Genomic DNA, 20,774 nt, shown 5'->3' with positions numbered 1-20,774 from the left:
TATGTCGGGAGGTGCGCGATGCCTAAAACTCGTCATCGGGTTGTCGTCACACAACGTTTTTTTGATTCGGCGACCCTTGATTTTCTCAAGCATTGCGGTTGTGAAGTCATCATCGCAGAACTTGCGCCGGGAGTTGCCGACGGAAGTTTGAGTGAGCGGCAATTGATCGACCTCCTGATTGACGCTGACGGGTGGATTTTAGGGCACGCGAATGTGACGGCCAGCCTGCTCGGTTCGCTCCCTCGGCTCAAGGTGATCTCCCGCCGTGGCGTGGGGTATGAGCGCATTGATACGGTGGCGGTGGAAGCGGCCGGAAAGGTCGCAACGATCGCCGTCGGTGGAAATGATGCAAGTGTCGCTGACCATACGATTGCGCTGATGCTCGCGGTGTGTCGCAAGCTAAAACAATGTCAGGCGGGGCTGTCTGCCAACGACTGGAGCATTCCCTTGGGCGGTGACCTGTATCGCAAAACGGTCGGAATCGTCGGATTGGGCAGAATCGGCAAAGGCGTCTTGCTGCGCCTCGCCGGGTTCGAAGTCAAACCCCTGATTTATGCCCCTCGCCCAGACAGTTCACAAAAAGCCAACGGGGGGCAGAGCTGCTTCGTAGATCTGGAGACCCTGTTTCAGGAAAGTGACTTCATTACGCTTCATGCCCCCCTTAACCCGCAGACCCGGGGAATGATTGACAGCCGCGCTTTAAAGTCGATGAAAGCTGGCGCCGTGCTGATCAATACCGCCCGAGGTGGCCTGGTGCGCGACGCGGATCTGTTGAAAGCCCTGCAACAGGAAGACATCGCCGGGGCAGGACTCGATGTGTTCGAAAGCGAGTCCGACCCTTCACTGTCGGCAGTGACAGAGCAGCTCATCAAACTTCCCAACGTGGTCGTGACCCCCCATGCCGGCGCCTCTACGGTGGAAGGCTTGAATCGCACCAATTTAATTGCAGCCCAGTGTGTGGTGGCGGTCCTGGAAGGGCGGAGCCCGCCTGGGCACTGTGTCATCGCAGACGGCCGTCGACATACCGTTGCAAAGGAAAATACATGAACGTCAAGATCAAGGTGCTTACGCCAACGGGTGCAATCGGCACCGGATTCCCGAGAGATGCGTTTGAGAAGGCGCTTCTGGAATGTCCCGATGTGATTGCAATGGATGCGGGGTCCACCGACTCGGGTCCGCACTATCTCGGTACTGGCACGACGAAGTCTTCTGCTTCGATATTGCGCGCAGAGCTTCGGGTCTTCATGCAGGCCCGGGAAAAGCTGGGGATCCCGCTCATCATTGGCAGCTGCGGAACCTGTGGTTCCGACGCGGGTGTCGATTTGATGCGCGGGCTCTGTGAGGAGGTCGCGGCAGAGCTGGGGCAGACCGTACGTATCGCGGGCATCTACAGCGAGCAGCCAGCAAGTTCTGTGAAAACAGCACTTTTGGAGAAGCGGATCAAACCGCTGCAGCTTGATTTTATTGATGATGCCTTGGTGGATCGCTGTTCTCGAATAGTCGCGCTCATGGGCGTGGAACCCTTCATTCATGCGCTCCAGGAAGGCGCGGACATCATCCTGGCCGGTCGCTCCACGGACACCGCCGTCATGGCGTCGCTCCCGATCATGCGAGGGGGGCATCCAGGGGCCGCCTGGCACGCCGGGAAGATTCTAGAATGTGGCGCATCCTGTACCACCACACCCGCCCAGGCCGTGGTCATGGCAACCATTGACGAAACGGGATTCACCATCGAGGCGATTGGTGAGGGTGCCCGGCTTACGCCACGATCGGTGATGGCTCACATGCTCTATGAGAACAGCAATCCCTACGTGCTCGTCGAGCCGGGTGGTGTGCTGGATGTCGAGGGGGCTGTGTACACCGCGATCGACGAGCGAACGGTGCGGGTAGAAGGCTCGATCTGGAAACCCAGTGAAGACTACACCGTCAAGCTGGAAGGTGCGGCGCCTTGCGGGTTTCAATCGGTTGTCATGAGTATTGTCCGGGACACCGAGTACCTTGAGCGCTTCGATGAATGGCTCGCCTGTCTCGATTCGGTGATGCGCCAGCGAATAGAAAAACATCTGAATATCGGATCGGGCGACTACGACCTGCAGTTTCGCGCGATTGGCAAGAACGCGGCGTTGGGGGATTTTGAATCGCGATCCGCCACCCCAGTGGAAATAGGCGTCATGGCCCTGGCGACTTCCGCAACTGCCGAACGCACGAAAGACATCGTCGCTTTGCTCAATCCTTACCTGTTGCACTTCCCGTTGCCAGGTGACAAAGACCTGCCCACCCATGCGTTTCCATTCTCTCCAGCCTCGATGGACCGGGGAGTGGTTTATGAGTTCGTGCTCAGCCATGTGATGGTCGTGGCGAATCCGTTGGCACCTTTTCGATTTGACATGAAAACCATTGAGGCGGCGTGAGATGAATACCATGGAAGCACTCGGCTACGAAATCCGCTCCAAGAACGCCGGCCCCTTTTCTTTGACCATTGATGTGTTTTGTCAGGACTCGGATGTTTTTGCCCAGCTGGCGGGCGAACCGAAACTGCAAGCGCCGGCCATTGCTCAGCTCTTTCGCCGGACCGTCGAGTCGATCAGCGTGTTTCGGATCGATGCATTGAATGTGATCAAGATCAGCCTGCCGCGTCCCGTGGTGCAGGGGGCTCTGCAGGATCGTGATATGCACGGCGCGCAATGGGCCTTCATGGTGAGGGACGCGATCCTGGAATCCGAACAATGACCAGCGCCAGCCATTCATCAAGGCAGGCTCTTAATGGCGCCGTTGTTCAACGTGGCGGCAGACAACCGATAATCAGAGGTGGCGATGTCCAGGCTCGGTGAGAAGTGCGACAACCCGAAAGTGGGCGGTGAGGGGACAGACGTGGTGCTCGTCGATCCTAACGAGGTTCATCCAGACCTGGTCAGCGTCGCGGCGACGTTACGCGAGCTGGGTCTGCTTCCTGTCGTCGAAGGAGAGATTCAGAAGGTTCGCGCGCAGTTGCAACGAATCAGCGCATGGGCGTCGCGACCCAGTGTGCCTTTGTCCTGCGAGCGCATGTTGGAGTTTTCGGTCAATTGTCGGGTTGTTCCGTGCAAGCTGTATTGGCCGGAAGACGATGAGACGCCCTTGCTGCTGTTCTATTGTCACGGCGGCGGGTTTCGACACGGAGCACTCGCCGATTGGGACGCTCCTCTGCGCCAGTTGGTGCGTGACAGCGGCTTGGCGGTGTTGTCCATCGGCTATGCCCTCTCGCCGGAATACCGTTTTCCAGTGGCGTTTAACGAGGTGGTGTCGATAGTCAGCAGGGTCATCAACCTGGGGACAATCACTCATTGTCCTGTGCGGGGGTATGCCCTGGGTGGGGACTCGGCGGGCGCCAATCTGGCCCTGGGCGCCGCCCTTGCGCTGCGCGACGCTGGAATGGATGCGGTGCGACAGCTGATGCTGTACTACGGCTCCTATTCCCGAGGCGTTTCTTCCGATTCGTGGCAGAGACTCGGTGGGTATGGCGGGCAAAACTTGTCTGCCAAAACGATGAGCGCTTATTGGGCGAGCTACCTGGCCGAGGATGAAGATGACTGGCGGGTGCAGCCGATCACCGCTGATCTGGCTGGGCTCCCGCCTGTGCGCTTGATCGTCGGAAAACTTGATCCGTTGTACGACGAAAACTGTGAGCTGGCGGATAAGTTGCACGCTGCCGGTGTGGCGACGCACCTGGAAGTCCTTGCGAACATGACCCACGGGTTCCTGCGATTCAATGAAGTTGCACCTGTCGTACGGGATGTGATTTTCACCCAAGCCACTGCGTTGCGTCAGGCACTGGCGTAGTGCGCCGTCCGGCCAGTCATCCTGATCCTGAACACTGACTCTCGTGGCCTCCAGACCATTGTGCTGGGGCCTTCTTCATCATGAGGCGAACGCTAAATGCTGATTCTTCGAACCCTTGCTTCTTCACTTGTGACGCGGATCTGTCTTGGGAGCATCATGACCCTTGCGTTCAACGCAATGGCTGCCGGTGAACTTCCGGTCGGGCGTGCCGCAGGTGATATGGAGCTTTCTGCGTTTTATCGCTGGCAGGATCCAATGCCCACTGTTCCCGGTGTCTTGCTGAGGAGCGAAACGCTCAAACCGCAGGAGCGGGTGCCAGCCGCGGCGCAAACCATACGCATGCTCTACAGTTCCACGGACCAGCGTTGGCACTCAGGCCAGGTGCCTGTCAGCGGCACGCTGTTCCTGCCGAGCGGTCCTGCTCCGTCTGAAGGTTGGCCGCTCTTGGCCTGGGCCCACGGTACGCTGGGGATCGCCGACATATGCGCGCCCTCGTGGACCGGGTTCAGAGCGCGTGACGCTGCGTACATCAATCGTTGGCTGGAGCGCGGATTCGCCGTCGTGGCCACTGATTATCAAGGCCTGGGTGGGCCAGGGCCTCACCCTTATACGGTCTGGCAGGCCGAAGGCAGCTCTGTCCTGGATGCGGTCCGTGCCGCCCGCGCACTCAAGCCCGGTGTGATTGCCAACCGCACGTTCCTGGCGGGGCAGTCCCAGGGGGGCGGCGCCGCTCTGGGCGCGTCGATACTCGCCGCCAGCTATGCGCCTGAACTCAATATTCTCGGTGCGGTTATCACAGCGCCCAATAGCACATTCCCCGACGGGCCCATCGCGCTTGAGGCGCGCCATTCCAATACGATCTTCCTGTCGTTGGCCACTGGCGGGTTACGCGACAACGCGCCCCGAATAGACGACCTACTGACGCCTGAAGGGCTGCAGCTTCTCGACGTTGCCCGGCAAAGCTGTACGCGGGAAATTGCCCTCAAGTCGCGGGAGCTGAAAATCGGTTCGTTTTCGCAGTTGCTGACCATCAGTGCGCGAGCGTTGAGCGCACTGCGCACGCCCACGACCGATATGCCCCAGGCAACGATCGCTTTTCCATTGCTGATTGCCACCGGCCAGGCCGATGAGACCATCACCCCGGTACGACAGTACGCGGTGGCGGCGGCGCTGTGCGCGGCTGGAAACCAGGTCACCTGGCAAACCTATGAAGGATTGGGGCATGATGGGGTGATGCATGGCTCGTTGAATGAAGCGTTTGCTTTTGCACGCGCCCAACTCGAGGGGCAGGGCTATGATTCGAACTGCGCCACGATCCAGCGGCCTGGGGCGCCGGGTGAAAGGAATCCGAGCGCTCCATTCAACGATGATTGAACACGGGTGAATCCGTTGCTCATTTAACCGCCGTGCTTATCGACTGTCAGCCGATGCCGGTCGATAAGCGTCGCGCAGACGTCAGAATTCACGCCCCCATAGGCGGTCCAGTGAGTGACGACCGGCCCCCTTGAAGGCGATGTAAGTGAACAGAAAGCCCATCAACACCGGGTATTCGATGCCACGGTCTATCCAGGGCCAGTTCGGGCCAAGGATGTAAGCGATCGCCGCCATCTGTATGGCCATCGCCACCGCCAACGGCCGGGTGGCCAATCCTAGCGCCAGCAGCAACCCACCCAAACCCTCAAGCCAGGCGACGAACAGGCCCAATAGCGCGGGGAATGGCAGGTGCAGGACGTTTGCGATCAAGTGAATCGAACCCGCCATGGGATCCGCCATCGAGCCGTGTGAAGTTCCCAACAGCTTGGGCAAGCCATGGGTCACCATGATGATCCCCAGGCATAACCGGAGCATTGCATAGGCGAGAGGCTCGCCCCATTGATAAAAAATACCCAGGGCCGGGACGACCAGCTTCGAGGGCTGTTCAGCATTGGGAGCGTGAGATGTCGGTTTCATCTGAATGATGTCCTGGAGTCGTTTATCAAAAGGTTGACGAGGACAGTGTGGTGTCTTCCTGGCGATGGATAAATCGACGGGGCTGCCATGACCATTCACCTCCCATAAACAATCGGCCCACGCTGGACCTTGCACCGTCGTGAAAGTGATACTGATTGCTTCGATGGGGTGGATTAGTCAGGCATCGCGGGTAAGACTGTTCATCTCTCACCAATAAAAGGGCGTCACACGATGGATAAATTCGATGCCTTGCAACTGTTCATTCGCATCATCGAGCAAGGCAGTTTTACTCGTGCCGCCAACGGTCTGAATATCCCGCGGGCCACAGCTACGCTGGCCATCAAGGAGCTGGAGCGGCAGCTCGGTGCGCGTCTGCTCGAGCGTACAACCCGGCGGGTGCGGCCGACACTCGACGGTCAGGCCTTCTATGAGCGATGCAAGGCTGTGCTCGCAGATCTGGAGGACGCCGAGTCTTCACTCAGCACGGTCGTGGCGAATCCGCGCGGCACTTTGCGTCTGGATTTGCACGGGACCCATGCGACTCGGATCATCCTGCCGAACATCCAGGATTTTCATCGGCGCTATCCCCAAATCAACCTGGTCATCAGCTGCGGCGACCGGCTGGTGGATCTGGTGAGCGAAGGCGTCGATTGCGTGGTCCGTGCCGGTAACCCGCGTGATTCGTCGCTGGTGGCCAAGCGGCTGGCGTTGATGCCTGAAGTGGTCTGTGCCAGCCCCGGCTATCTGGCCGAACACGGCACGCCTATGTTTCCACAGCAGCTTGCTGAACATCAGGCCGTGGGCTTCTTTGCCAGCAATCATGACATACGTTACCCGTTCACCTTTGTCATTGACGGCCAAGTGGTCGAGCTGGAGCCGGGGGGCTGGATTTCAGTGAATGACGCCGAGTCTTACTGTTGCTGTGCGTTGAACGGCTGTGGACTGATCCAGGTGCCGCGCTTTCGCGTGGAGCAATACCTGGCGTCAGGGGAGTTGGTCGAGGTCCTCGGTGGCTGGCCCAGTCCCGGACTCCCGATTTCGGTGTTGTATCCCTATCACCGCCAGCTCTCTCCACGACTCAAGGTGTTTGTCGAGTGGGTGAGCGCCCTGTATGCCGAACGCTTTGGCCCGCTGACCTGAAGGCCTTCGCTTCATGTACTGCTCGATGGACGCAACGGCAGTTCGCGCAAGCGTTGACCCGTCAGGGCGAAGACCGCGTTGGCCACGGCCGCAGCGATGGGGGGCGTCGCGGGTTCGCCCACACCGCCAGGGCTCTCGGTGCTGGGCAGTACATGCGCCTCGATCTGCGGCATTTCGTTGATGCGCAGCACCCGGTAATCGTGAAAGTTGGACTGTTGGATACGACCCTCCTTGATGCTCATCTGCCCGAACAGCGCTGCGCTGAGGCCGAAGACAATAGCGCTTTCCATCTGTGCCTTGATGTTGTCAGGGTTGACCGGGATGCCGCAGTCGATCGCGCACACCACGCGATGAACGCGGATATTCCCACCTTCGATGGTAACCTCCACCGCTTGAGCACAGTAGCTGCCAAATGATTGATGCACGGCGAGGCCGTGGCCGCGTCCCGGTGCTGGCGTGCGCCCCCAACCGAAGCGTTCGGCGGCAAGGTTCAACACGCCCAGGTGCCGTGGGTCCGATTCAAGCAGCAGGCGGCGATACGCCAGTGGGTCCTGTCCGGCGGCGTGTGCCAGTTCATCCACCGCGCTCTCCATGACGAACGCGTTGTGGCTGTGCCCAACGGAGCGCCAATACCACACCGGAATGTTTGACCGAGGGGCGTGCGCTTGGACCCGATAGGCCGGGCTGCGCATGATGTAGGGCGAGTCGCTCATGCCTTCGACAGACGTCGGGTGAATGCCCGACGCATCCGGAAATATCGATTGCCCCGCCGTGGTTTGCGACCAGGCCACCGGTCGCCCGTCCGCCCCCAAGGCAACGCGCAGGTGTTGGGCGAAGGCTGCCCGGTAGTAACCACCCTGCATATCATCCTCGCGACTCCAGAGGGTTTTCACCGGCACATTCACAGCCTTGGCGACTTCCACCGCTTCGGCGATGAAATCCTGCAGGGCACGCCTGCCAAAACCGCCGCCCAGGAAGGTGGTGTGAATACGGATTTGCTCAGGGGCAAGACCGGTGATCTTTGCCGCGGTTCGTTGATTGAACGTTTGCATCTGGCTGCCGACCCAGATGTCGCAGCCATCGTCGCTGAGCTTCACGGTGCAGTTGAGTGGCTCCATTGTGGCGTGCGCGAGGTAGGGCACGCTGTACGCCATCTCGACTACCTTGCGGGCAGACTTCAGGGCTTGCTCCACCTCGCCGCGTTGCGTGACGACTTCACCTGGTGTGTGGGTCAGGGCGGTTAAATCCTGGCGTTGCTGGTCGCTGTCGAGGATGACGGTGCCGCTTGCAGCTTCCCATTGCACTTGCAGCGCATCGCGCCCGCGCTTGGCCGCCCAGTAGTGATCAGCGACGACTGCAATGCCGCTGGGGACTTGAACCACATGGCGTACGCCGGGCAGGGCCTTGGCCTGGGTCGCATCGAAGGCGCGGACGCTGCCGCCAAGCATCGGCGCCCGTGCAACCACGGCGCAGAGCAATCCTTCGAACTGGACGTCGATGCCATACTTCGCGCGACCGCTGATCTTTTCTGGCGAGTCCAGCCGCAAGGCGCCCTTGCCGATCAGCGTCCAGGCTGCCGGATCTTTCAGGGGCAGCGTCGCTGGATCTGGAACCGGGAGCGTGGCGGCCTGTTCGGCCAGTTCGCCATAGCGCAGACGGGTGTTGCCGGCGATGACCTCTCCATGTTCTGTGCGCAATGCGCTGGGGGCCTGGCCAAGACGAATGGCCGCTGCCTGGATCAACAGCGCCCGCGCCATTGCGCCCGCCCGGCGATAACGCTCGAACTCATCACGAATGCTGGAAGAGCCGACCGTGCCCTGAAACCCACGCCGCAGACTGGCATAGACGGCGGCGGCCGGCGCATGCTCGACCTTGAGTGTGCTCCAGTCCGCGTCCAGTTCTTCGGCGATGAGCAGGGTCAGGGTGGTCCAGACCCCCTGACCCATCTCGGAATTGGCCAGGAAAATGGTGATGCTGTCATCCGCGGCTATGCGCAGAAATGCATTGGGCGCGAATTCGGCGGACTCCAGGTCTTGCGCCATCAGGCGTCTGCCAGCGGGCACCGTGAAACCGACAATCAGGCCAGTGCCGAGCACGGTGCCGGACTTAAGAAAACTGCGACGAGAAGAGACAATCATGGCATTCATTGCAGAGCACTCCCTGGCTGAAAGGTGGCTGAGAGGATGGGGTCAGGCTTTGCTCAGTTCGGCGGCCCGGTGGATTGCCAAACGAATGCGCTGGTACGTACCGCAACGACATAGATTGCCGGCCATGGCCTGATCGATGTCGGCGTCGGTGGGGGCAGGGTTGCTGGTCAGCAATGCAGCGGCGGCCATGATCTGACCGGACTGGCAATAGCCGCACTGGACCACATCCAGTTCGGTCCAGGCACGCTGAACCGGATGGCTGATATCGGCTGACAGCCCTTCGATAGTGGTGATTTTTTTACCGGCCAGGGCACCGACCGGCGTGATGCAACTGCGCTGGGGCGAGCCGTCGATATGCACGGTGCAGGCGCCACATAGGCCCATACCGCAACCGAACTTGGTGCCGGTCATGTTCATGAGGTCTCGAATGACCCATAACAGCGGCATATCGGCGGGCGCATCCACCTCCAGTTCGCGTTCATTGACCTGTAGCTTCATCGTTGACTCCCAGTCTGCGAAGAGAAGATCCGTGGCGACATTGAAGACACCGATGGCGACGGATACCGGCGCGCTCAAACCGGATCGATGATCGGCAATCACTCACCGGCTTTGTCGCCAATGGGGATCGAGAGGGAGCTTACAAGGCAGCTGCTCCGGCTATAAAGCCAGCAGATTTGAATGGTCTGTGCAGGGCGCAATAACAATATCGGCCGATTCTGGAGGGGGCGGTGAGGCGCTCGACTATCGGCGCGGTAGCCTCGGCCCGAGGCTACCGGCTTGGTATCTATTGAGCTTTTGCATAGCGTCGGTCGGACTTGCCGGCCTTGAGAATTGCCCCTGGCACCGGGTGACCGACCAGCGTTGGCAGGGTGGCCGCCGCCGCCAGCAGTTTGTCCAGGTCGACACCGGTGTCCAGGCCCATGCGCTGGAACATGTGCACCAGATCCTCGCTGCAAATATTACCGCTGGCGCCAGGTGCATAGGGGCAGCCGCCCAGCCCTCCGAGCGAGGCATCGAAACGATCAATACCGGCGTCCAGTGCCGCCAGGGCATTGGCCAGTCCCATGCCTCGGGTGTTGTGAAAGTGTAGGGTAAACGGGGTCTGCGGCCAGCGCGCCAGGGCTTCACGGCAGATGCGCGCGACCTGCGCCGGATCGGCCATGCCAGTGGTGTCACACAAGGTCACGCCCTGCACGCCAATGTCCAGCAAGCGTTGGATCAGCCCGTGGACCCGCGCTTCGGCGACCTGACCTTCGAACGGGCAGCCGAAGGCGGTCGACAACGAGGCATTGATGAACACGCCGCTTCCCTGGCTGACGGCAATGATCTGGCGGAACTGCTCGAGCGATTGTTCGGCAGTCATGCGCAGGTTGGCCACGCCGTGGCTGTCGCTGGCCGACATCACCAGGTTGATCTCGTCAACCTCGCAGGCCAATGCCCGCTCACAGCCCTTCACATTGGGCACCAGCACGCTGTATTCCACCCCTGGCACGCGACGGATGCCGCGCATCACCGCTTCGGCATCGCGCAGGCTGGGAATCGCTTTGGGCGAGGTGAAGGAGGTGACTTCGATCTTCGCCAGACCGGTTTGTGCCAGGCGATCGATCAGGGCGATCTTGTCTTCGCTGGGGATGAACTGGGCTTCGCTCTGGAAGCCGTCGCGGGTGACGACTTCCTGGATGTACAGGCGTTTGCTCATGGGGCGGTTCTCCGGGTAACGGTGAGGAGCGCAAGCTGTTTTGCAGGCGCGTCCTTGTTCAGATGATGCCGCGCTCGCGCAGGCCGCGGACCTGTTCGCCGCTCAGGCCCAGACCGGCCAGCAGGTGGTCGGTGTGCTCGCCCAATTGCGGGCCGCCGGCGCCGAGACGCCCTGGGGTGCGGCTGAGTTTGGGCAGTACACCCGGCACTTTCAGCGCGCCGGCGCTGGTCTGCACGGTCTCGATCATCTGGCGCGCGAGGTAGTGCGGGTCCTTGACGATATCGGCGGCGGTGTAGGGGAAACCGGCCGGCACCAACGCCTGATTCAGTGCTTCCAGGACCTGGTCCCGGTCGCGTTGCCGGGTCCACTCGGCGATGGCAGCATCGATGCGCTCGGCATGTTCGCCGCGTCCGTCGTTATGCGCCAGGCGCGGGTCCTCGGCCAGATCCGGGCGGCCGATCAGGTGCATCAATCGTTTGTAGATACTGTCGCCATTGCCGGCAATCAGTACGAAATGCCCGTCGTTGCAGGGGTAGGAGTTGGACGGCGTGATACCCGGCAGAGCGCTGCCGGCGGGCTCGCGAATGTATCCGCAGGCGTCGTACTCCGGCACCAGGCTTTCCATCATCGCAAACACCGATTCGTACAGCGCCACGTCAATGAACTGGCCCATGCCGCTGTTCTGGCGCTCCTGCAAAGCGAGAAGCACGCCGATGACCCCATACAGGGAAGACAACGAATCGCCCAGGCTGATGCCGACCCGTACCGGTGCCTGACCCGGATAACCGGTGAGGTGACGCAGGCCGCCCATGGCCTCGCCGATGACACCGAAGCCGGGGCGGTCGCGATAGGGACCGGTCTGCCCGTAGCCGGAGATGCGCAGCATGATCAGGCGCGGGTTGATCTTCGACAGCGTGTCCCAGCCCAGTCCCCAACTTTCCAGGGTGCCGGGGCGAAAGTTCTCGACCAGTACATCGGCTTCGGCCACCAGCCGGCGAACAATCTCCTGACCTTCCGCTGCTTTCAGGTTGAGGGTCAACGACTGCTTGTTGCGTGACTGCACATGCCACCAGAGCGAGGTGCCGTCCTTGAGCTTGCGCCACTTGCGCAGCGGGTCGCCAACACCCGGCGGCTCGATCTTGATCACCTGGGCACCAAACTCACCGAGCATCTTGCTGGCGAACGGGCCGGCGATCAGTTGGCCCATCTCCAGGACCTTCAGGCCCTGCAGCGCCATGCTGCTTGCGTGTTGTTCTGTCATGTCTGCACCTTTGGGTCGTGCGCTGTTCTTTGTCAGGCAGGATGGCTCAGGCCCATGGACTGAACAATTGATCAATGACCAAGCCAGGCTTCGTATCCTGCGAAGTACCACCTGTGAGAACCTTGAAACTGTTCTTCATCGTGCTGCACGTCGTGATACACGACTGACAGGAGGCCGCGCCTATGCGTCGTATCGATTTCGTCACCCTCAAGCTGTTTGTCGCCATCGCCGATGAGCGCAGCCTGACCAAGGCCGCCGAGCGCGAGCACCTGGCCCTGGCGGCGGTGAGCAAACGGGTCAGCGACCTGGAAAACCAGCTGGGAATCGCCTTGCTCTACCGCCAGCCCAAGGGCGTCGAACTGACGCCGGCCGGGCATGCGCTGCTGCATCACGCGCGCAATATGATGGACAACCTTGCGCAGATGAATGCCGACCTCAGCGAGTTCAGCGAGGGGGTCAAGGGGCATGTGCGCATTCACGCCAACACCTCGGCGGTGATCGAATTCTTGCCCGAGGACCTCAGTGCTTTTACCCGTTTGCACCCGCAGGTCAAAATCGATCTGGAAGAGCGGGTCAGCAGCGAAGCCATCCGTGCGGTGCGCGAAGGGCTTACCGATATCGGCATTTTTGCCGGCCATGTGCCCGCCGATGAACTGCAGGTGTTCAACTACCGCCACGATCGGTTGGTGCTGGTCACTCCACGCGCGCATCCGCTGGCCGAGCGCAGCCGCATCAGCCTGCACGAAGCGGTCAGCTACGACTTCATCGGGTTGCAGCAGGACGCCTCGTTGCACGGCCTGCTGCAACAGGCAGCGCGTCATTTGGGTACGCCACTGCGCCTGCGTATCCAGGTGCGCAGCTTCGAAGCCATTTGCCGGATGATCCACACCGGCATGGGGATCGGCATCCTGCCGGAGCTTGCCGTGCGGACCTATCTGCCGGCGCTCGATGTGCAGGTCATTGCGCTGGACGATCCCTGGGCGCGTCGCGAGTTGAAGATTGCCGTGCGCAGCCTGGAAGCGCTGTCGATGACGGCACGCCAGATGCTCGAACACCTGATGAGCAGCGAACAACGGGAGGCTTCCATGGTCGAGCCTTCGTGAAAGCCGAAGGCAGCATTGTTCAAATATGAATTTCAGTGGCGTAGGGACGGGGGGTAGAGTCCAAACGGACTGAGGGGGATACGTCCCCAACGCTCGAACAAAAACAATAGGAGCTCACCATGAAGTATCCATCCGTGCGTCGTGGCCTGACCGGGGTGCTTGCCAGCTTTGCCCTGGTCGGTGCGTTGTCTGTCCAGGCCGCCGAGCCGATTCTGATCAAGTTCTCCCACATCACCGCCGACAGCACGCCCAAGGGGCAGGGCGCCCTGATGTTCAAGAAGTTGGTGGAGGAGCGCCTGCCGGGTAAAGTCGAAGTGCAGGTCTACTCCAATTCGTCGTTGTACGGCGATGGCAAGGAGATGGAAGCGTTGCTGCTGGGTGAGGTGCAGATGTTGGCGCCGGCACCCTCGAAACTGGAGCAGTACACCAAGCAATTGCAGTTGTTCGACTTGATGTTCCTGTTCGACGACGTGGCGGCAGCGCAGCGCTTTCAACAGTCGGACAAAGGCAAGGCGCTGCTCAGGTCAATGGAAGGCAAGGGCATCACCGGGCTGGCCTACTGGCTCAACGGTATGCGCCAGTTGACCGCGAACAAGCCGCTGGTCAAGCCAAGTGATGCCCGCGGGCAGAAGTTCCGCGTGCAGCCCTCTGACCTGCAGGCCGCGCAATACAGCGCATTGCGCGCAGTGCCGCGCAAGATGGCGTTCGCCGAGATCTACCAGGGCCTGCAGACGGGGGTGGTGAATGCTCAGGACAACCCCTGGTCGAACATCTATTCCCAGAAATACTATGAAGTGCAGAAGTACATGACCGAGTCCAACCATGCCATCGGCAACTACCTGCTGATCGCCAACACCAAATTCTGGAATGGTTTGCCGGCAGATGTACGCGATGAGCTGGAGCAGATCATCGATGAGGTCACTGTCGAAGTGAACAAGCAGGCCGAGGTGCTCAATCAGAAGGCCAAGCAGGGCATCATCGATTCGGGCAAGAGCGAGATCATCAGCCTGACCCCACAGCAACGTGATGCCTGGCGCAACGCCGTGCGTCCTGCCTGGAAAGCCTTCGAAACGCAGATCGGTACCGAACTGATCGAAGCGGCCCAGGCGGCCAACCAATCCAACTGAAGTTCCCCAGCCACGGTCGCCCGTTCGGGGTGGCCGAAGGCGTCTCTCGAAGTTTGCCTTGCTGCTGGTTCTGATCGTGATCACTGACATCCCGGCCATCTCCCTGGGGCTGCCGAACGGGTTGGGCATAAGCTGACGGGGGGCGGATCAGTAGATGCTATTCTTCGCAAAAAAGTGGAGCAGGCCGGGCAGTCATGACACCAGAAAACACATTTCGTGTTCAAACGCCTCTGCCGGAGGACCTTCGGGTCTTCCTGACCGTCATTCGCAAATCCAGCTTTGCCGGTGCCGCGGATGAGCTTGGGCTCTCGCCGGCCTTCGTGAGCAAACGGATTCGCGTGCTCGAGCAGACGTTGCGCACGCGGCTTTTGCATCGCACCACTCGACGCATTGCGCTGACTGAAGCGGGAGAAAAAACCCAGCGCTGGGCGATTCGCTTTCTCGACGACATGGATGATTTCGTTGGTGAGCTCACCGAGATTCGCCAAGCCCCTCGTGGCCTGCTGCACATTTGCAGCAGCTTCGGTTTTGGGCGCAATCATGTTGCCCCTGCGATTGCAGAGTTGTCATCGATCTACCCGGAACTGGAGGTGCGGCTGGATGTGTTCGACCGCGTGGTAGACATCGTTGCCGAAGGCTTTGATCTGGAGATCCGCGTGGGTGACGACTTGCCGGGCCATCACATCAGCCGCAAGCTGCTCAGTAACCACCGAGTGCTCTGTGCCACACCGGATTACCTGGAGCGGCGAGGGGTCCCGATCACTCTCAAGGATCTTGCTCATCATGATTGTCTGGTCCTGAAGGAGCGGAACAATCCATTCGGTGTGTGGCATTTGAATCAGGCCAACCGCGATGAGGTTGTACGGGTCAGCAGCAGATTGTCATCCAACAGCGGAGAAATCGTACTGCAATGGGCCTTGGCTGGGCGCGGGGTGCTTCTGCGGTCGTTGTGGGATGTTCAGCCACTGTTGGATCAAGGCAAGCTGGTCCGCGTGCTGCCCGATTACACCCAAAGCGCGAACGTCTGGGCGGTGTATCCGACCAGGCTGGCGGATTCGGCCAAACTTCGCGTGTGCGTGGAGTTTCTGGAGAGCTATTTGAAAAGGCTGCGGCTACCGGAGACGGCCCGCGCCTGACGGCAGTTCTGTCCGGCCCCGCAGGCCCGCAGGATGCAGGCCCTTGTTCGCTCGAGGCTCAGGCAAGCCAGGGGTTCAAACGATGGTGCAGTGCCTCGAAGTCGCGGATTCGTGACGTGTGCTCAAGCGTTGTACCAATCGCATCGAGACCTTCCAGCAGCGCTTTTTTACGTAAGGGGTCCATCTCGAACCCAATTATCTTTCCGCTCTGAAGGTGAATCTGCTGGGCATGCAGATCGATCGTGATCTGCGAGTTTTCAGGTGACCCAACGAGATGGCTGATCTCCTGCTGTTCTGACTCCTTCAACTGAATGAGCAGAACACCATTGCGCTGGCAGTTGTCGGAGAAAATACCAGCGAAACTCGTGCCGATCAGTGCGCGTATACCCAATTGCTTCAGCCCCCAGACCGCGTGCTCGCGGCTGGAACCACAACCGAAATTAGGTCCGGTGATCAGGAAACTGGCGTGATCCCAAGGGGCCTGATTGAGAATGAACGCCGGATTGGGGACGCCATCGGCCAGGAAACGCAAGTCAAAGAAGACCCCGCGGTCCAGCCCATTGCGATCGATGCCCTTGAGGAACTGCTTGGGCATGATGACGTCGGTGTCCACATTCGCGGCGGGCAGCGGTGCGGCGATACCGCGAACGATGGTGAATGGCTGCATTTCAGCTCTCCATGGACAGTTGACGAACGTCGGTGAGGTGGCCGCAAATCGCTGCGGCGGCGACCATCGCCGGGCTCATGAGGTGAGTTCTTGCTCCGGCGCCCTGACGGCCCTCGAAATTTCGGTTGGTACTGGAGGCACAGCGATCTCCCGGCGACAGCACATCATCATTCATCGCCAGGCACATCGAGCAGCCGGACTGGCGCCATTCGAAGCCGGCATCCTTGAAGATCTGCGCCAGCCCCTCCGCTTGTGCCTGATCACGCACCAGCGTGGAACCCGGTACGATCATCGCGCGCACGCTCGCCGCTACTTTGCGACCCCGAACGATGCGCGCGACATCGCGCAGATCCTCGATGCGCGCGTTGGTACAGGAGCCGATAAAGGCGTGACTGATCGGCACCCCGGCCAGTCGGGTTCCCGGCTCAAGGCCCATGTAGCGCAGTGCACGCTGCAGGTCCTGCCTGCGGATCAGGTCGCTCTCCAGGCGCGGATCCGGTACGCACTCACCAATCGGCGCGGCCTGGTCAGGGCTGGTTCCCCAAGTCACCATCGGCTCCAACGCGCTGGCATCGAGTTCGACTTCCTTGTCGAAATGCGCTCCAGGGTCGGAATAAAGCGTCTTCCATTTCTCGACAGCCTGCTCCCATAGCGCCCCTTTCGGGGCTCGCGGTTTGTCTTTGAGGTAGGCGTACACCTTTTCGTCCGGCGCCATGAAAGCCCCACGGGCACCGGCCTCTACGGCCATGTTGCAGATGGTCATGCGCGCTTCGACGCTGAGGGACTCAATGGTGGGGCCGGAGAATTCGATGGCGTAGCCCGTCGCACCGGACGCACCGATGTCGCGGATCAAGGCCATGATGATGTCTTTGGAGGTGACGCCTGCGCCCATCCGCCCGTGCACATTCACGCGCAGGGTCTTCAGACGTTTATAGACCAACGTCTGTGTGGCGAGCAGGTGTTCAATTTCCGAAGTGCCGATACCAAAACCAAAGGCGCCCAGCGCGCCATAGGTCGTTGTGTGGCTATCACCTGCGGCCACGACCATCCCGGGAAGAATGAAGCCTTGCTCAGGGGCAACCACGTGCTCAATGCCTTGTCGCTTGTCCAGGACATCGAACAACTCGATTCCGAAGTCTCGACAGTTCTGCTCGAAGTAAGAAACCTGAAGCGCGCCACCCGCATCCGGCATGGCCGCGACGCGATCAGGCGCGGTCGGGTTGACGTGATCGACCACGCACAACGTCGATGACGGGCGCCATACCGTTCTGTTCGCCTCTCTCAAGCCGCTGAAGGCCTGGGGGCTGGTGTATTCGTTGGCGACCTGGCGGTCGATGTAGAGCAACACATGGCCATGGTCGTCCAGCGTACAGACGGTGTGGGCATCTATATGCTTCTGGTAGAGCGTTCTGGGGCCTTTCATGACGGTTCTCGCGAGTGATCGGAAGGCGCGCCGGGAGGGCCTCACGATGCGCCGCGCTCAATGAGCAGTCATGCCAGCATAGGGAATGCGATTGCAGGTTCAATGGCTGAAAAGTCAATCATCGATTCACGATTCGTGTTTAATCCGCGCAGCGGTCAGCGATTCGGATAGCGCCCGGCCCACCGCGGTTGCTATCCGGTGCTGACAGGAAAAGACCGGCCCGGCCCCTTCAATCCAGATCCTCAGCCCGATGCCGCTCCGGCACTTGGCTCGCTTCATCACCCCACGTGCGGTTCACTCGTTGCCCCCGGATCACTGCCGGTCGATTGGCGATCTCCTCGGCCCAGCGTTGCACATGGGTATATTCGTGGGCAGCCAGGAACTCGGCAGCCGAGTACACGTTGTCGCGCACCAATTGACCATACCAGGGCCAGACCGCGATATCGGCGATGGTGTAGCTGTCTGCGGCCAGGTATTGGCTTTCGCCAAGACGGCGATTCAGGACGTCGAGCTGGCGTTTGGCTTCCATGGTGAAACGATTGATGGGGTACTCAAGTTTATCGGGCGCGTAAGCGTAGAAATGCCCGAAGCCTCCGCCCAGATAGGGGGCTGCGCCCATTTGCCAGAACAGCCAGTTCAGGGTTTCGGTGCGCCCGGCCGGATCGGTGGGCAGGAAGGCGCCGAACTTTTCCGCCAGGTACAGCAGGATCGAACCGGACTCGAAAACCCGGATCGCCGGCTCCACGCTGCGATCGAGCAACGCCGGGATCTTGGAGTTCGGGTTGATCTGGACAAAGCCACTGGAGAACTGGTCGCCCTCGTTGATGCGAATCAGCCAGGCGTCATATTCGGCGCCGGTGTGCCCCAGCGCCAACAGCTCTTCCAGCAGGATGGTCACCTTCACGCCATTGGGCGTGGCCAGTGAATAGAGCTGCAGCGGATGTTCGCCCACTGGCAATACTTTTTCATGGGTCGGCCCGGCGGTAGGGCGGTTGATGTTGGCGAACTGGCCGCCAGACGGGGCGTTGTATTTCCAGACTCTGGGCGGTACATAGGGCGCTTTGCTCATGGGAGGGGCCTCATTGCCGACTTGCAGTGACCGCGTGAACCGCGAAAAAAAGCTCTGACCCAAGCCTGCCATAGGAGGGTCAGCGTCAGCAAATCACCCCGCCTGCACGTACTGCATTAGGCTTACCCGCTAACGCTCTTCAGTCATGATCCGATCCACTTCGCCTGAAGCCTTGAGCTTCGCGAAAGCTTGTTGAGCCCGGGTGACGATTTCGTCTGGGGTGCTCAGGCTAAACGCCATGTGAACTCGGTGGGGCTGTTCATCCAGGGAAAAGACCTCCTCCAGAGTGGTGAAATCCACTTGGGCATCTTTGCTCATCAGGCGCGCAGTGTTCTCGGGCATCGGCAGCAACTGAATCTGCTGATTCAACAGTTTCTGAAAGTTATCGTGGTTGTCCGCCGATACCACCAGCCGGGTAAAGCCTTTCTGCTGCAGGTAAACCTGCTTGGCGTCATTGCGTACCACGCCTATGGTGTACTGCTTGGCGTCTTCAAGGTTGTCAACGGCGATGCCGTCACGCCCACGCAGCTTGTAGAGCTTGGTCGTCGCCCGATGGATTTCACCCACCCACTTGAACATCTGCTCACGGGCCGGGGTGCGATCGAGCGGGAAGATCATCACATTGGGTTCATGCAGCGCTTTTTCGTAAGCGCGTGCCCATGGGTACAACAACATGCGGTAATCGCTGATTCCTGCGCCTCTCAAGGTTTCGTCGGCTATTCGAGTGCCCGGGCCGACGAGCGCGCCTTCACGCAGGTAGGCGTATAACGAGTCTTCGGTCACGACTTCGATCGCCTCGGCGTGACTTTTCACGCTGATCAGGGCCAGGAGCAAGCAGGAGCAGAGCTTCAGACGGTAGTGCATACAGACCTCGCAGCACACGGTGGTTTTATAAAGCGACGCAATTGCGCCCCTGGCGTTTGGCCCGGTACAACGCCTGGTCGGCGCGTTGCAGCAGTTGATCGAAGTGATCCATGGTTTTGGTGTCCAGCTCGGCGACGCCGATGCTCAGGGTGACAAAAGGGGAAACCGCTGAGCCGCCATGGGGCAGTGCAAGTTCAGCCAGGCTTTCACGAAACCGCTGGGCTGCCTCGCATGCCTGGCTGGCGTTGATATTGGGCAATACCACGACAAACTCCTCACCCCCCAGGCGAGCAGTCAGTTCGCCGGAGCGGCCGAAGACACTGCGCAGGGTCCCGGCGATCTGTTTCAAGCACTCGTCCCCTTTGATATGGCCGTAGGTGTCGTTGTAGATCTTGAAGAAATCCACATCGCACATCAGCACGGCCAGCGGGGTGTTGTGGCGGATCGCACGGCGGAATTCGACATCCTTCAGTTCATCGAAGTAACGACGGTTGGCCAAGCCCGTCAAGGCATCGTGACGCGACAGCGCTTCGAGGGCCTGGTTGGCGGCCTTGAGTTCCGAAGTGCGCGCCTCGACCAGTTCGGCCAACTGGTCGCGACTGGCTGCAAGGGCCAGTTCGTCCGAGTGCTGGCGCTCCAGATGGGCGTGGAGGTTGTCTTGCAGTGCATTGACTTTGGATTCGAGCAGGCTCAACTCGTCCTGGCGCCGGACCGAACGTTGCAGCTTGAGGTGGGAGTTGAGTGTTTGTGGTGAGAGTTTCCCCAGATGCCGGGCGATATGGACAACGTGCACGGTCACCAGGCGGTTGAACATGGTCATGACCAGGCCGGCCAGCAGCAACGACTGGATCACCTGCGTGATGACGATGCTGCGGGCTTCGTCCCAGAGGCGTTCCCAAAGCAGGTTGTTATCGCCCTCGATGGTCAGTTCACCGACCTTTTCGTTGGCGCCGATGTAGGGCTGCGCGACGAGCTGGCGATGCAGCACCGGCGCCACGCTGGATGCATTGCTGGCATATCGATTGAACTCGATGATTTCTGGCGCCTGTCCGGGTCGCAGGATATTGAGTGCCACGCGTCCCACCGGCGCCGCATTCGCAACGCTGGTGATCTGCTTGTCCAACGATTCACGGTCCATTTCCCAAATGGCATGGGCCAGGGTGTTCTGGAACACCTGGTCGATCAGGACCAGCTCGGAATTCATCTGCGCCAGATTGTTTTCCCAGGCCTGCCAGGTACGCAGCGTGACCATCGCCAAGGTAAAGCACAGGCAGAACACCAGCGTGGCCAACACCAGACGCCGTCCCAGCGAGCTGAACGTCCTGGTTTTTGGCGGATGGATGGGGACAGTCCGAAAATCGTCGGCCAT

19 protein-coding genes are annotated in these 20,774 nt (G+C 60.3%); 9 read left to right on the top strand and 10 right to left on the bottom strand.

All coding sequences use genetic code 11. From position 1 onward, the window contains the following. The first annotated feature begins 18 nt into the window (after positions 1 to 18). The 5 genes from CRX69_RS21560 to CRX69_RS21540 all read left to right on the top strand — a co-directional run bounded on the left by CRX69_RS21560 (position 19) and on the right by CRX69_RS21540 (position 5,193). Positions 19 to 1,047: a phosphoglycerate dehydrogenase gene (locus tag CRX69_RS21560; protein ID WP_047225596.1), complete on the top strand. Its 1,029-nt coding sequence runs from the start codon at positions 19 to 21 to the stop codon at positions 1,045 to 1,047. After that, a complete protein-coding gene (locus CRX69_RS21555; protein ID WP_047225597.1) occupies positions 1,044 to 2,411 on the top strand; it encodes an acyclic terpene utilization AtuA family protein in 1,368 nt (455 codons plus the stop codon). Before CRX69_RS21560 ends, CRX69_RS21555 begins: the two co-directional genes overlap by 4 nt. A gap of 1 nt (position 2,412) precedes the next feature. Further along, positions 2,413 to 2,730: a DUF4387 family protein gene (locus tag CRX69_RS21550; protein ID WP_047225598.1), complete on the top strand. Its 318-nt coding sequence runs from the start codon at positions 2,413 to 2,415 to the stop codon at positions 2,728 to 2,730. Between the two features lie 84 nt (positions 2,731 to 2,814). Beyond that, the gene (locus CRX69_RS21545) at positions 2,815 to 3,819 is read left to right on the top strand and encodes an alpha/beta hydrolase fold domain-containing protein (protein ID WP_047225599.1); all 1,005 of its coding nucleotides are present in this window, start codon (positions 2,815 to 2,817) and stop codon (positions 3,817 to 3,819) included. Between the two features lie 156 nt (positions 3,820 to 3,975). Beyond that, entirely contained in the window at positions 3,976 to 5,193 is a 1,218-nt protein-coding gene (locus CRX69_RS21540; protein ID WP_240539563.1) for an alpha/beta fold hydrolase, read from the top strand. A gap of 81 nt (positions 5,194 to 5,274) precedes the next feature. On the opposite strand, the gene CRX69_RS21535 is transcribed toward CRX69_RS21540, so the two are convergent. Next, positions 5,275 to 5,769, bottom strand: coding sequence for a DoxX family protein (locus CRX69_RS21535; protein WP_047225600.1), 495 nt, complete (start codon positions 5,767 to 5,769; stop codon positions 5,275 to 5,277). A gap of 231 nt (positions 5,770 to 6,000) precedes the next feature. Between CRX69_RS21535 and CRX69_RS21530 the strand changes: the two genes are divergently transcribed. After that, positions 6,001 to 6,909, top strand: coding sequence for a LysR family transcriptional regulator (locus CRX69_RS21530; protein ID WP_107322817.1), 909 nt, complete (start codon positions 6,001 to 6,003; stop codon positions 6,907 to 6,909). 11 nt (positions 6,910 to 6,920) lie between these two features. On the opposite strand, the gene CRX69_RS21525 is transcribed toward CRX69_RS21530, so the two are convergent. The 4 genes from CRX69_RS21525 to CRX69_RS21510 form a co-directional block, all read right to left on the bottom strand. Continuing rightward, positions 6,921 to 9,056: a xanthine dehydrogenase family protein molybdopterin-binding subunit gene (locus CRX69_RS21525; RefSeq protein WP_107322816.1), complete on the bottom strand. Its 2,136-nt coding sequence runs from the start codon at positions 9,054 to 9,056 to the stop codon at positions 6,921 to 6,923. A 42-nt stretch (positions 9,057 to 9,098) separates the two neighbouring features. Further along, the gene (locus CRX69_RS21520) at positions 9,099 to 9,554 is read right to left on the bottom strand and encodes a (2Fe-2S)-binding protein (RefSeq protein ID WP_047225603.1); all 456 of its coding nucleotides are present in this window, start codon (positions 9,552 to 9,554) and stop codon (positions 9,099 to 9,101) included. Between the two features lie 286 nt (positions 9,555 to 9,840). After that, positions 9,841 to 10,755: a hydroxymethylglutaryl-CoA lyase gene (locus CRX69_RS21515; RefSeq protein ID WP_076384231.1), complete on the bottom strand. Its 915-nt coding sequence runs from the start codon at positions 10,753 to 10,755 to the stop codon at positions 9,841 to 9,843. 58 nt (positions 10,756 to 10,813) lie between these two features. Then, on the bottom strand, positions 10,814 to 12,016 hold the full coding sequence (locus CRX69_RS21510) for a CaiB/BaiF CoA transferase family protein (protein ID WP_076384233.1): 1,203 nt from the start codon (positions 12,014 to 12,016) through the stop codon (positions 10,814 to 10,816). A 182-nt stretch (positions 12,017 to 12,198) separates the two neighbouring features. Here CRX69_RS21510 and CRX69_RS21505 point away from each other — a divergent pair, with 182 nt between their 5' ends. The 3 genes from CRX69_RS21505 (at position 12,199) to CRX69_RS21495 (ending at position 15,382) form a co-directional block, all read left to right on the top strand. Further along, positions 12,199 to 13,119: a LysR family transcriptional regulator gene (locus tag CRX69_RS21505; RefSeq protein WP_047225606.1), complete on the top strand. Its 921-nt coding sequence runs from the start codon at positions 12,199 to 12,201 to the stop codon at positions 13,117 to 13,119. 119 nt (positions 13,120 to 13,238) lie between these two features. After that, the gene (locus CRX69_RS21500) at positions 13,239 to 14,246 is read left to right on the top strand and encodes a TRAP transporter substrate-binding protein (RefSeq protein WP_047225607.1); all 1,008 of its coding nucleotides are present in this window, start codon (positions 13,239 to 13,241) and stop codon (positions 14,244 to 14,246) included. 194 nt (positions 14,247 to 14,440) lie between these two features. Then, positions 14,441 to 15,382 (top strand): LysR substrate-binding domain-containing protein, encoded by a 942-nt coding sequence (locus CRX69_RS21495; RefSeq protein ID WP_047225608.1) that lies wholly within the window; start codon positions 14,441 to 14,443, stop codon positions 15,380 to 15,382. A gap of 58 nt (positions 15,383 to 15,440) precedes the next feature. On the opposite strand, the gene leuD is transcribed toward CRX69_RS21495, so the two are convergent. The 5 genes from leuD to CRX69_RS21470 all read right to left on the bottom strand — a co-directional run bounded on the left by leuD (position 15,441) and on the right by CRX69_RS21470 (position 20,774). Next, a complete protein-coding gene (gene leuD / locus CRX69_RS21490; protein WP_076384235.1) occupies positions 15,441 to 16,049 on the bottom strand; it encodes a 3-isopropylmalate dehydratase small subunit in 609 nt (202 codons plus the stop codon). A 1-nt stretch (position 16,050) separates the two neighbouring features. Next, a complete protein-coding gene (leuC, locus tag CRX69_RS21485) occupies positions 16,051 to 17,472 on the bottom strand; it encodes a 3-isopropylmalate dehydratase large subunit (RefSeq protein ID WP_076384237.1) in 1,422 nt (473 codons plus the stop codon). A gap of 229 nt (positions 17,473 to 17,701) precedes the next feature. Next, positions 17,702 to 18,541, bottom strand: a complete 840-nt coding sequence (yghU, locus tag CRX69_RS21480) for a glutathione-dependent disulfide-bond oxidoreductase (RefSeq protein ID WP_107322815.1) — start codon at positions 18,539 to 18,541, stop codon at positions 17,702 to 17,704. 129 nt (positions 18,542 to 18,670) lie between these two features. Next, positions 18,671 to 19,405 (bottom strand): substrate-binding periplasmic protein, encoded by a 735-nt coding sequence (locus CRX69_RS21475; protein WP_107322814.1) that lies wholly within the window; start codon positions 19,403 to 19,405, stop codon positions 18,671 to 18,673. A gap of 25 nt (positions 19,406 to 19,430) precedes the next feature. After that, on the bottom strand, positions 19,431 to 20,774 hold the full coding sequence (locus tag CRX69_RS21470; RefSeq protein ID WP_047225613.1) for a diguanylate cyclase: 1,344 nt from the start codon (positions 20,772 to 20,774) through the stop codon (positions 19,431 to 19,433).

Source organism: Pseudomonas rhizophila (assembly GCF_003033885.1).
Classification (GTDB): domain Bacteria; phylum Pseudomonadota; class Gammaproteobacteria; order Pseudomonadales; family Pseudomonadaceae; genus Aquipseudomonas; species Aquipseudomonas rhizophila.
This window is presented reverse-complemented; position numbering and strand designations above follow the sequence as displayed.

What these genes read in the sequence shown, in the direction of transcription:
- CRX69_RS21560 (WP_047225596.1), top strand. Translation starts at nt 19, where the DNA reads ATGCCTAAAACTCGTCATCGGGTTGTCGTCACACAACGTTTTTTTGAT.
- CRX69_RS21555 (WP_047225597.1), top strand. Translation starts at nt 1,044, where the DNA reads ATGAACGTCAAGATCAAGGTGCTTACGCCAACGGGTGCAATCGGCACC.
- CRX69_RS21550 (WP_047225598.1), top strand. Translation starts at nt 2,413, where the DNA reads ATGAATACCATGGAAGCACTCGGCTACGAAATCCGCTCCAAGAACGCC.
- CRX69_RS21545 (WP_047225599.1), top strand. Translation starts at nt 2,815, where the DNA reads ATGTCCAGGCTCGGTGAGAAGTGCGACAACCCGAAAGTGGGCGGTGAG.
- CRX69_RS21540 (WP_240539563.1), top strand. Translation starts at nt 3,976, where the DNA reads ATGACCCTTGCGTTCAACGCAATGGCTGCCGGTGAACTTCCGGTCGGG.
- CRX69_RS21535 (WP_047225600.1), bottom strand. Translation starts at nt 5,769, where the DNA reads ATGAAACCGACATCTCACGCTCCCAATGCTGAACAGCCCTCGAAGCTG.
- CRX69_RS21530 (WP_107322817.1), top strand. Translation starts at nt 6,001, where the DNA reads ATGGATAAATTCGATGCCTTGCAACTGTTCATTCGCATCATCGAGCAA.
- CRX69_RS21525 (WP_107322816.1), bottom strand. Translation starts at nt 9,056, where the DNA reads ATGAATGCCATGATTGTCTCTTCTCGTCGCAGTTTTCTTAAGTCCGGC.
- CRX69_RS21520 (WP_047225603.1), bottom strand. Translation starts at nt 9,554, where the DNA reads ATGAAGCTACAGGTCAATGAACGCGAACTGGAGGTGGATGCGCCCGCC.
- CRX69_RS21515 (WP_076384231.1), bottom strand. Translation starts at nt 10,755, where the DNA reads ATGAGCAAACGCCTGTACATCCAGGAAGTCGTCACCCGCGACGGCTTC.
- CRX69_RS21510 (WP_076384233.1), bottom strand. Translation starts at nt 12,016, where the DNA reads ATGACAGAACAACACGCAAGCAGCATGGCGCTGCAGGGCCTGAAGGTC.
- CRX69_RS21505 (WP_047225606.1), top strand. Translation starts at nt 12,199, where the DNA reads ATGCGTCGTATCGATTTCGTCACCCTCAAGCTGTTTGTCGCCATCGCC.
- CRX69_RS21500 (WP_047225607.1), top strand. Translation starts at nt 13,239, where the DNA reads ATGAAGTATCCATCCGTGCGTCGTGGCCTGACCGGGGTGCTTGCCAGC.
- CRX69_RS21495 (WP_047225608.1), top strand. Translation starts at nt 14,441, where the DNA reads ATGACACCAGAAAACACATTTCGTGTTCAAACGCCTCTGCCGGAGGAC.
- leuD (WP_076384235.1), bottom strand. Translation starts at nt 16,049, where the DNA reads ATGCAGCCATTCACCATCGTTCGCGGTATCGCCGCACCGCTGCCCGCC.
- leuC (WP_076384237.1), bottom strand. Translation starts at nt 17,472, where the DNA reads ATGAAAGGCCCCAGAACGCTCTACCAGAAGCATATAGATGCCCACACC.
- yghU (WP_107322815.1), bottom strand. Translation starts at nt 18,541, where the DNA reads ATGAGCAAAGCGCCCTATGTACCGCCCAGAGTCTGGAAATACAACGCC.
- CRX69_RS21475 (WP_107322814.1), bottom strand. Translation starts at nt 19,405, where the DNA reads ATGCACTACCGTCTGAAGCTCTGCTCCTGCTTGCTCCTGGCCCTGATC.
- CRX69_RS21470 (WP_047225613.1), bottom strand. Translation starts at nt 20,774, where the DNA reads ATGGCCGACGATTTTCGGACTGTCCCCATCCATCCGCCAAAAACCAGG.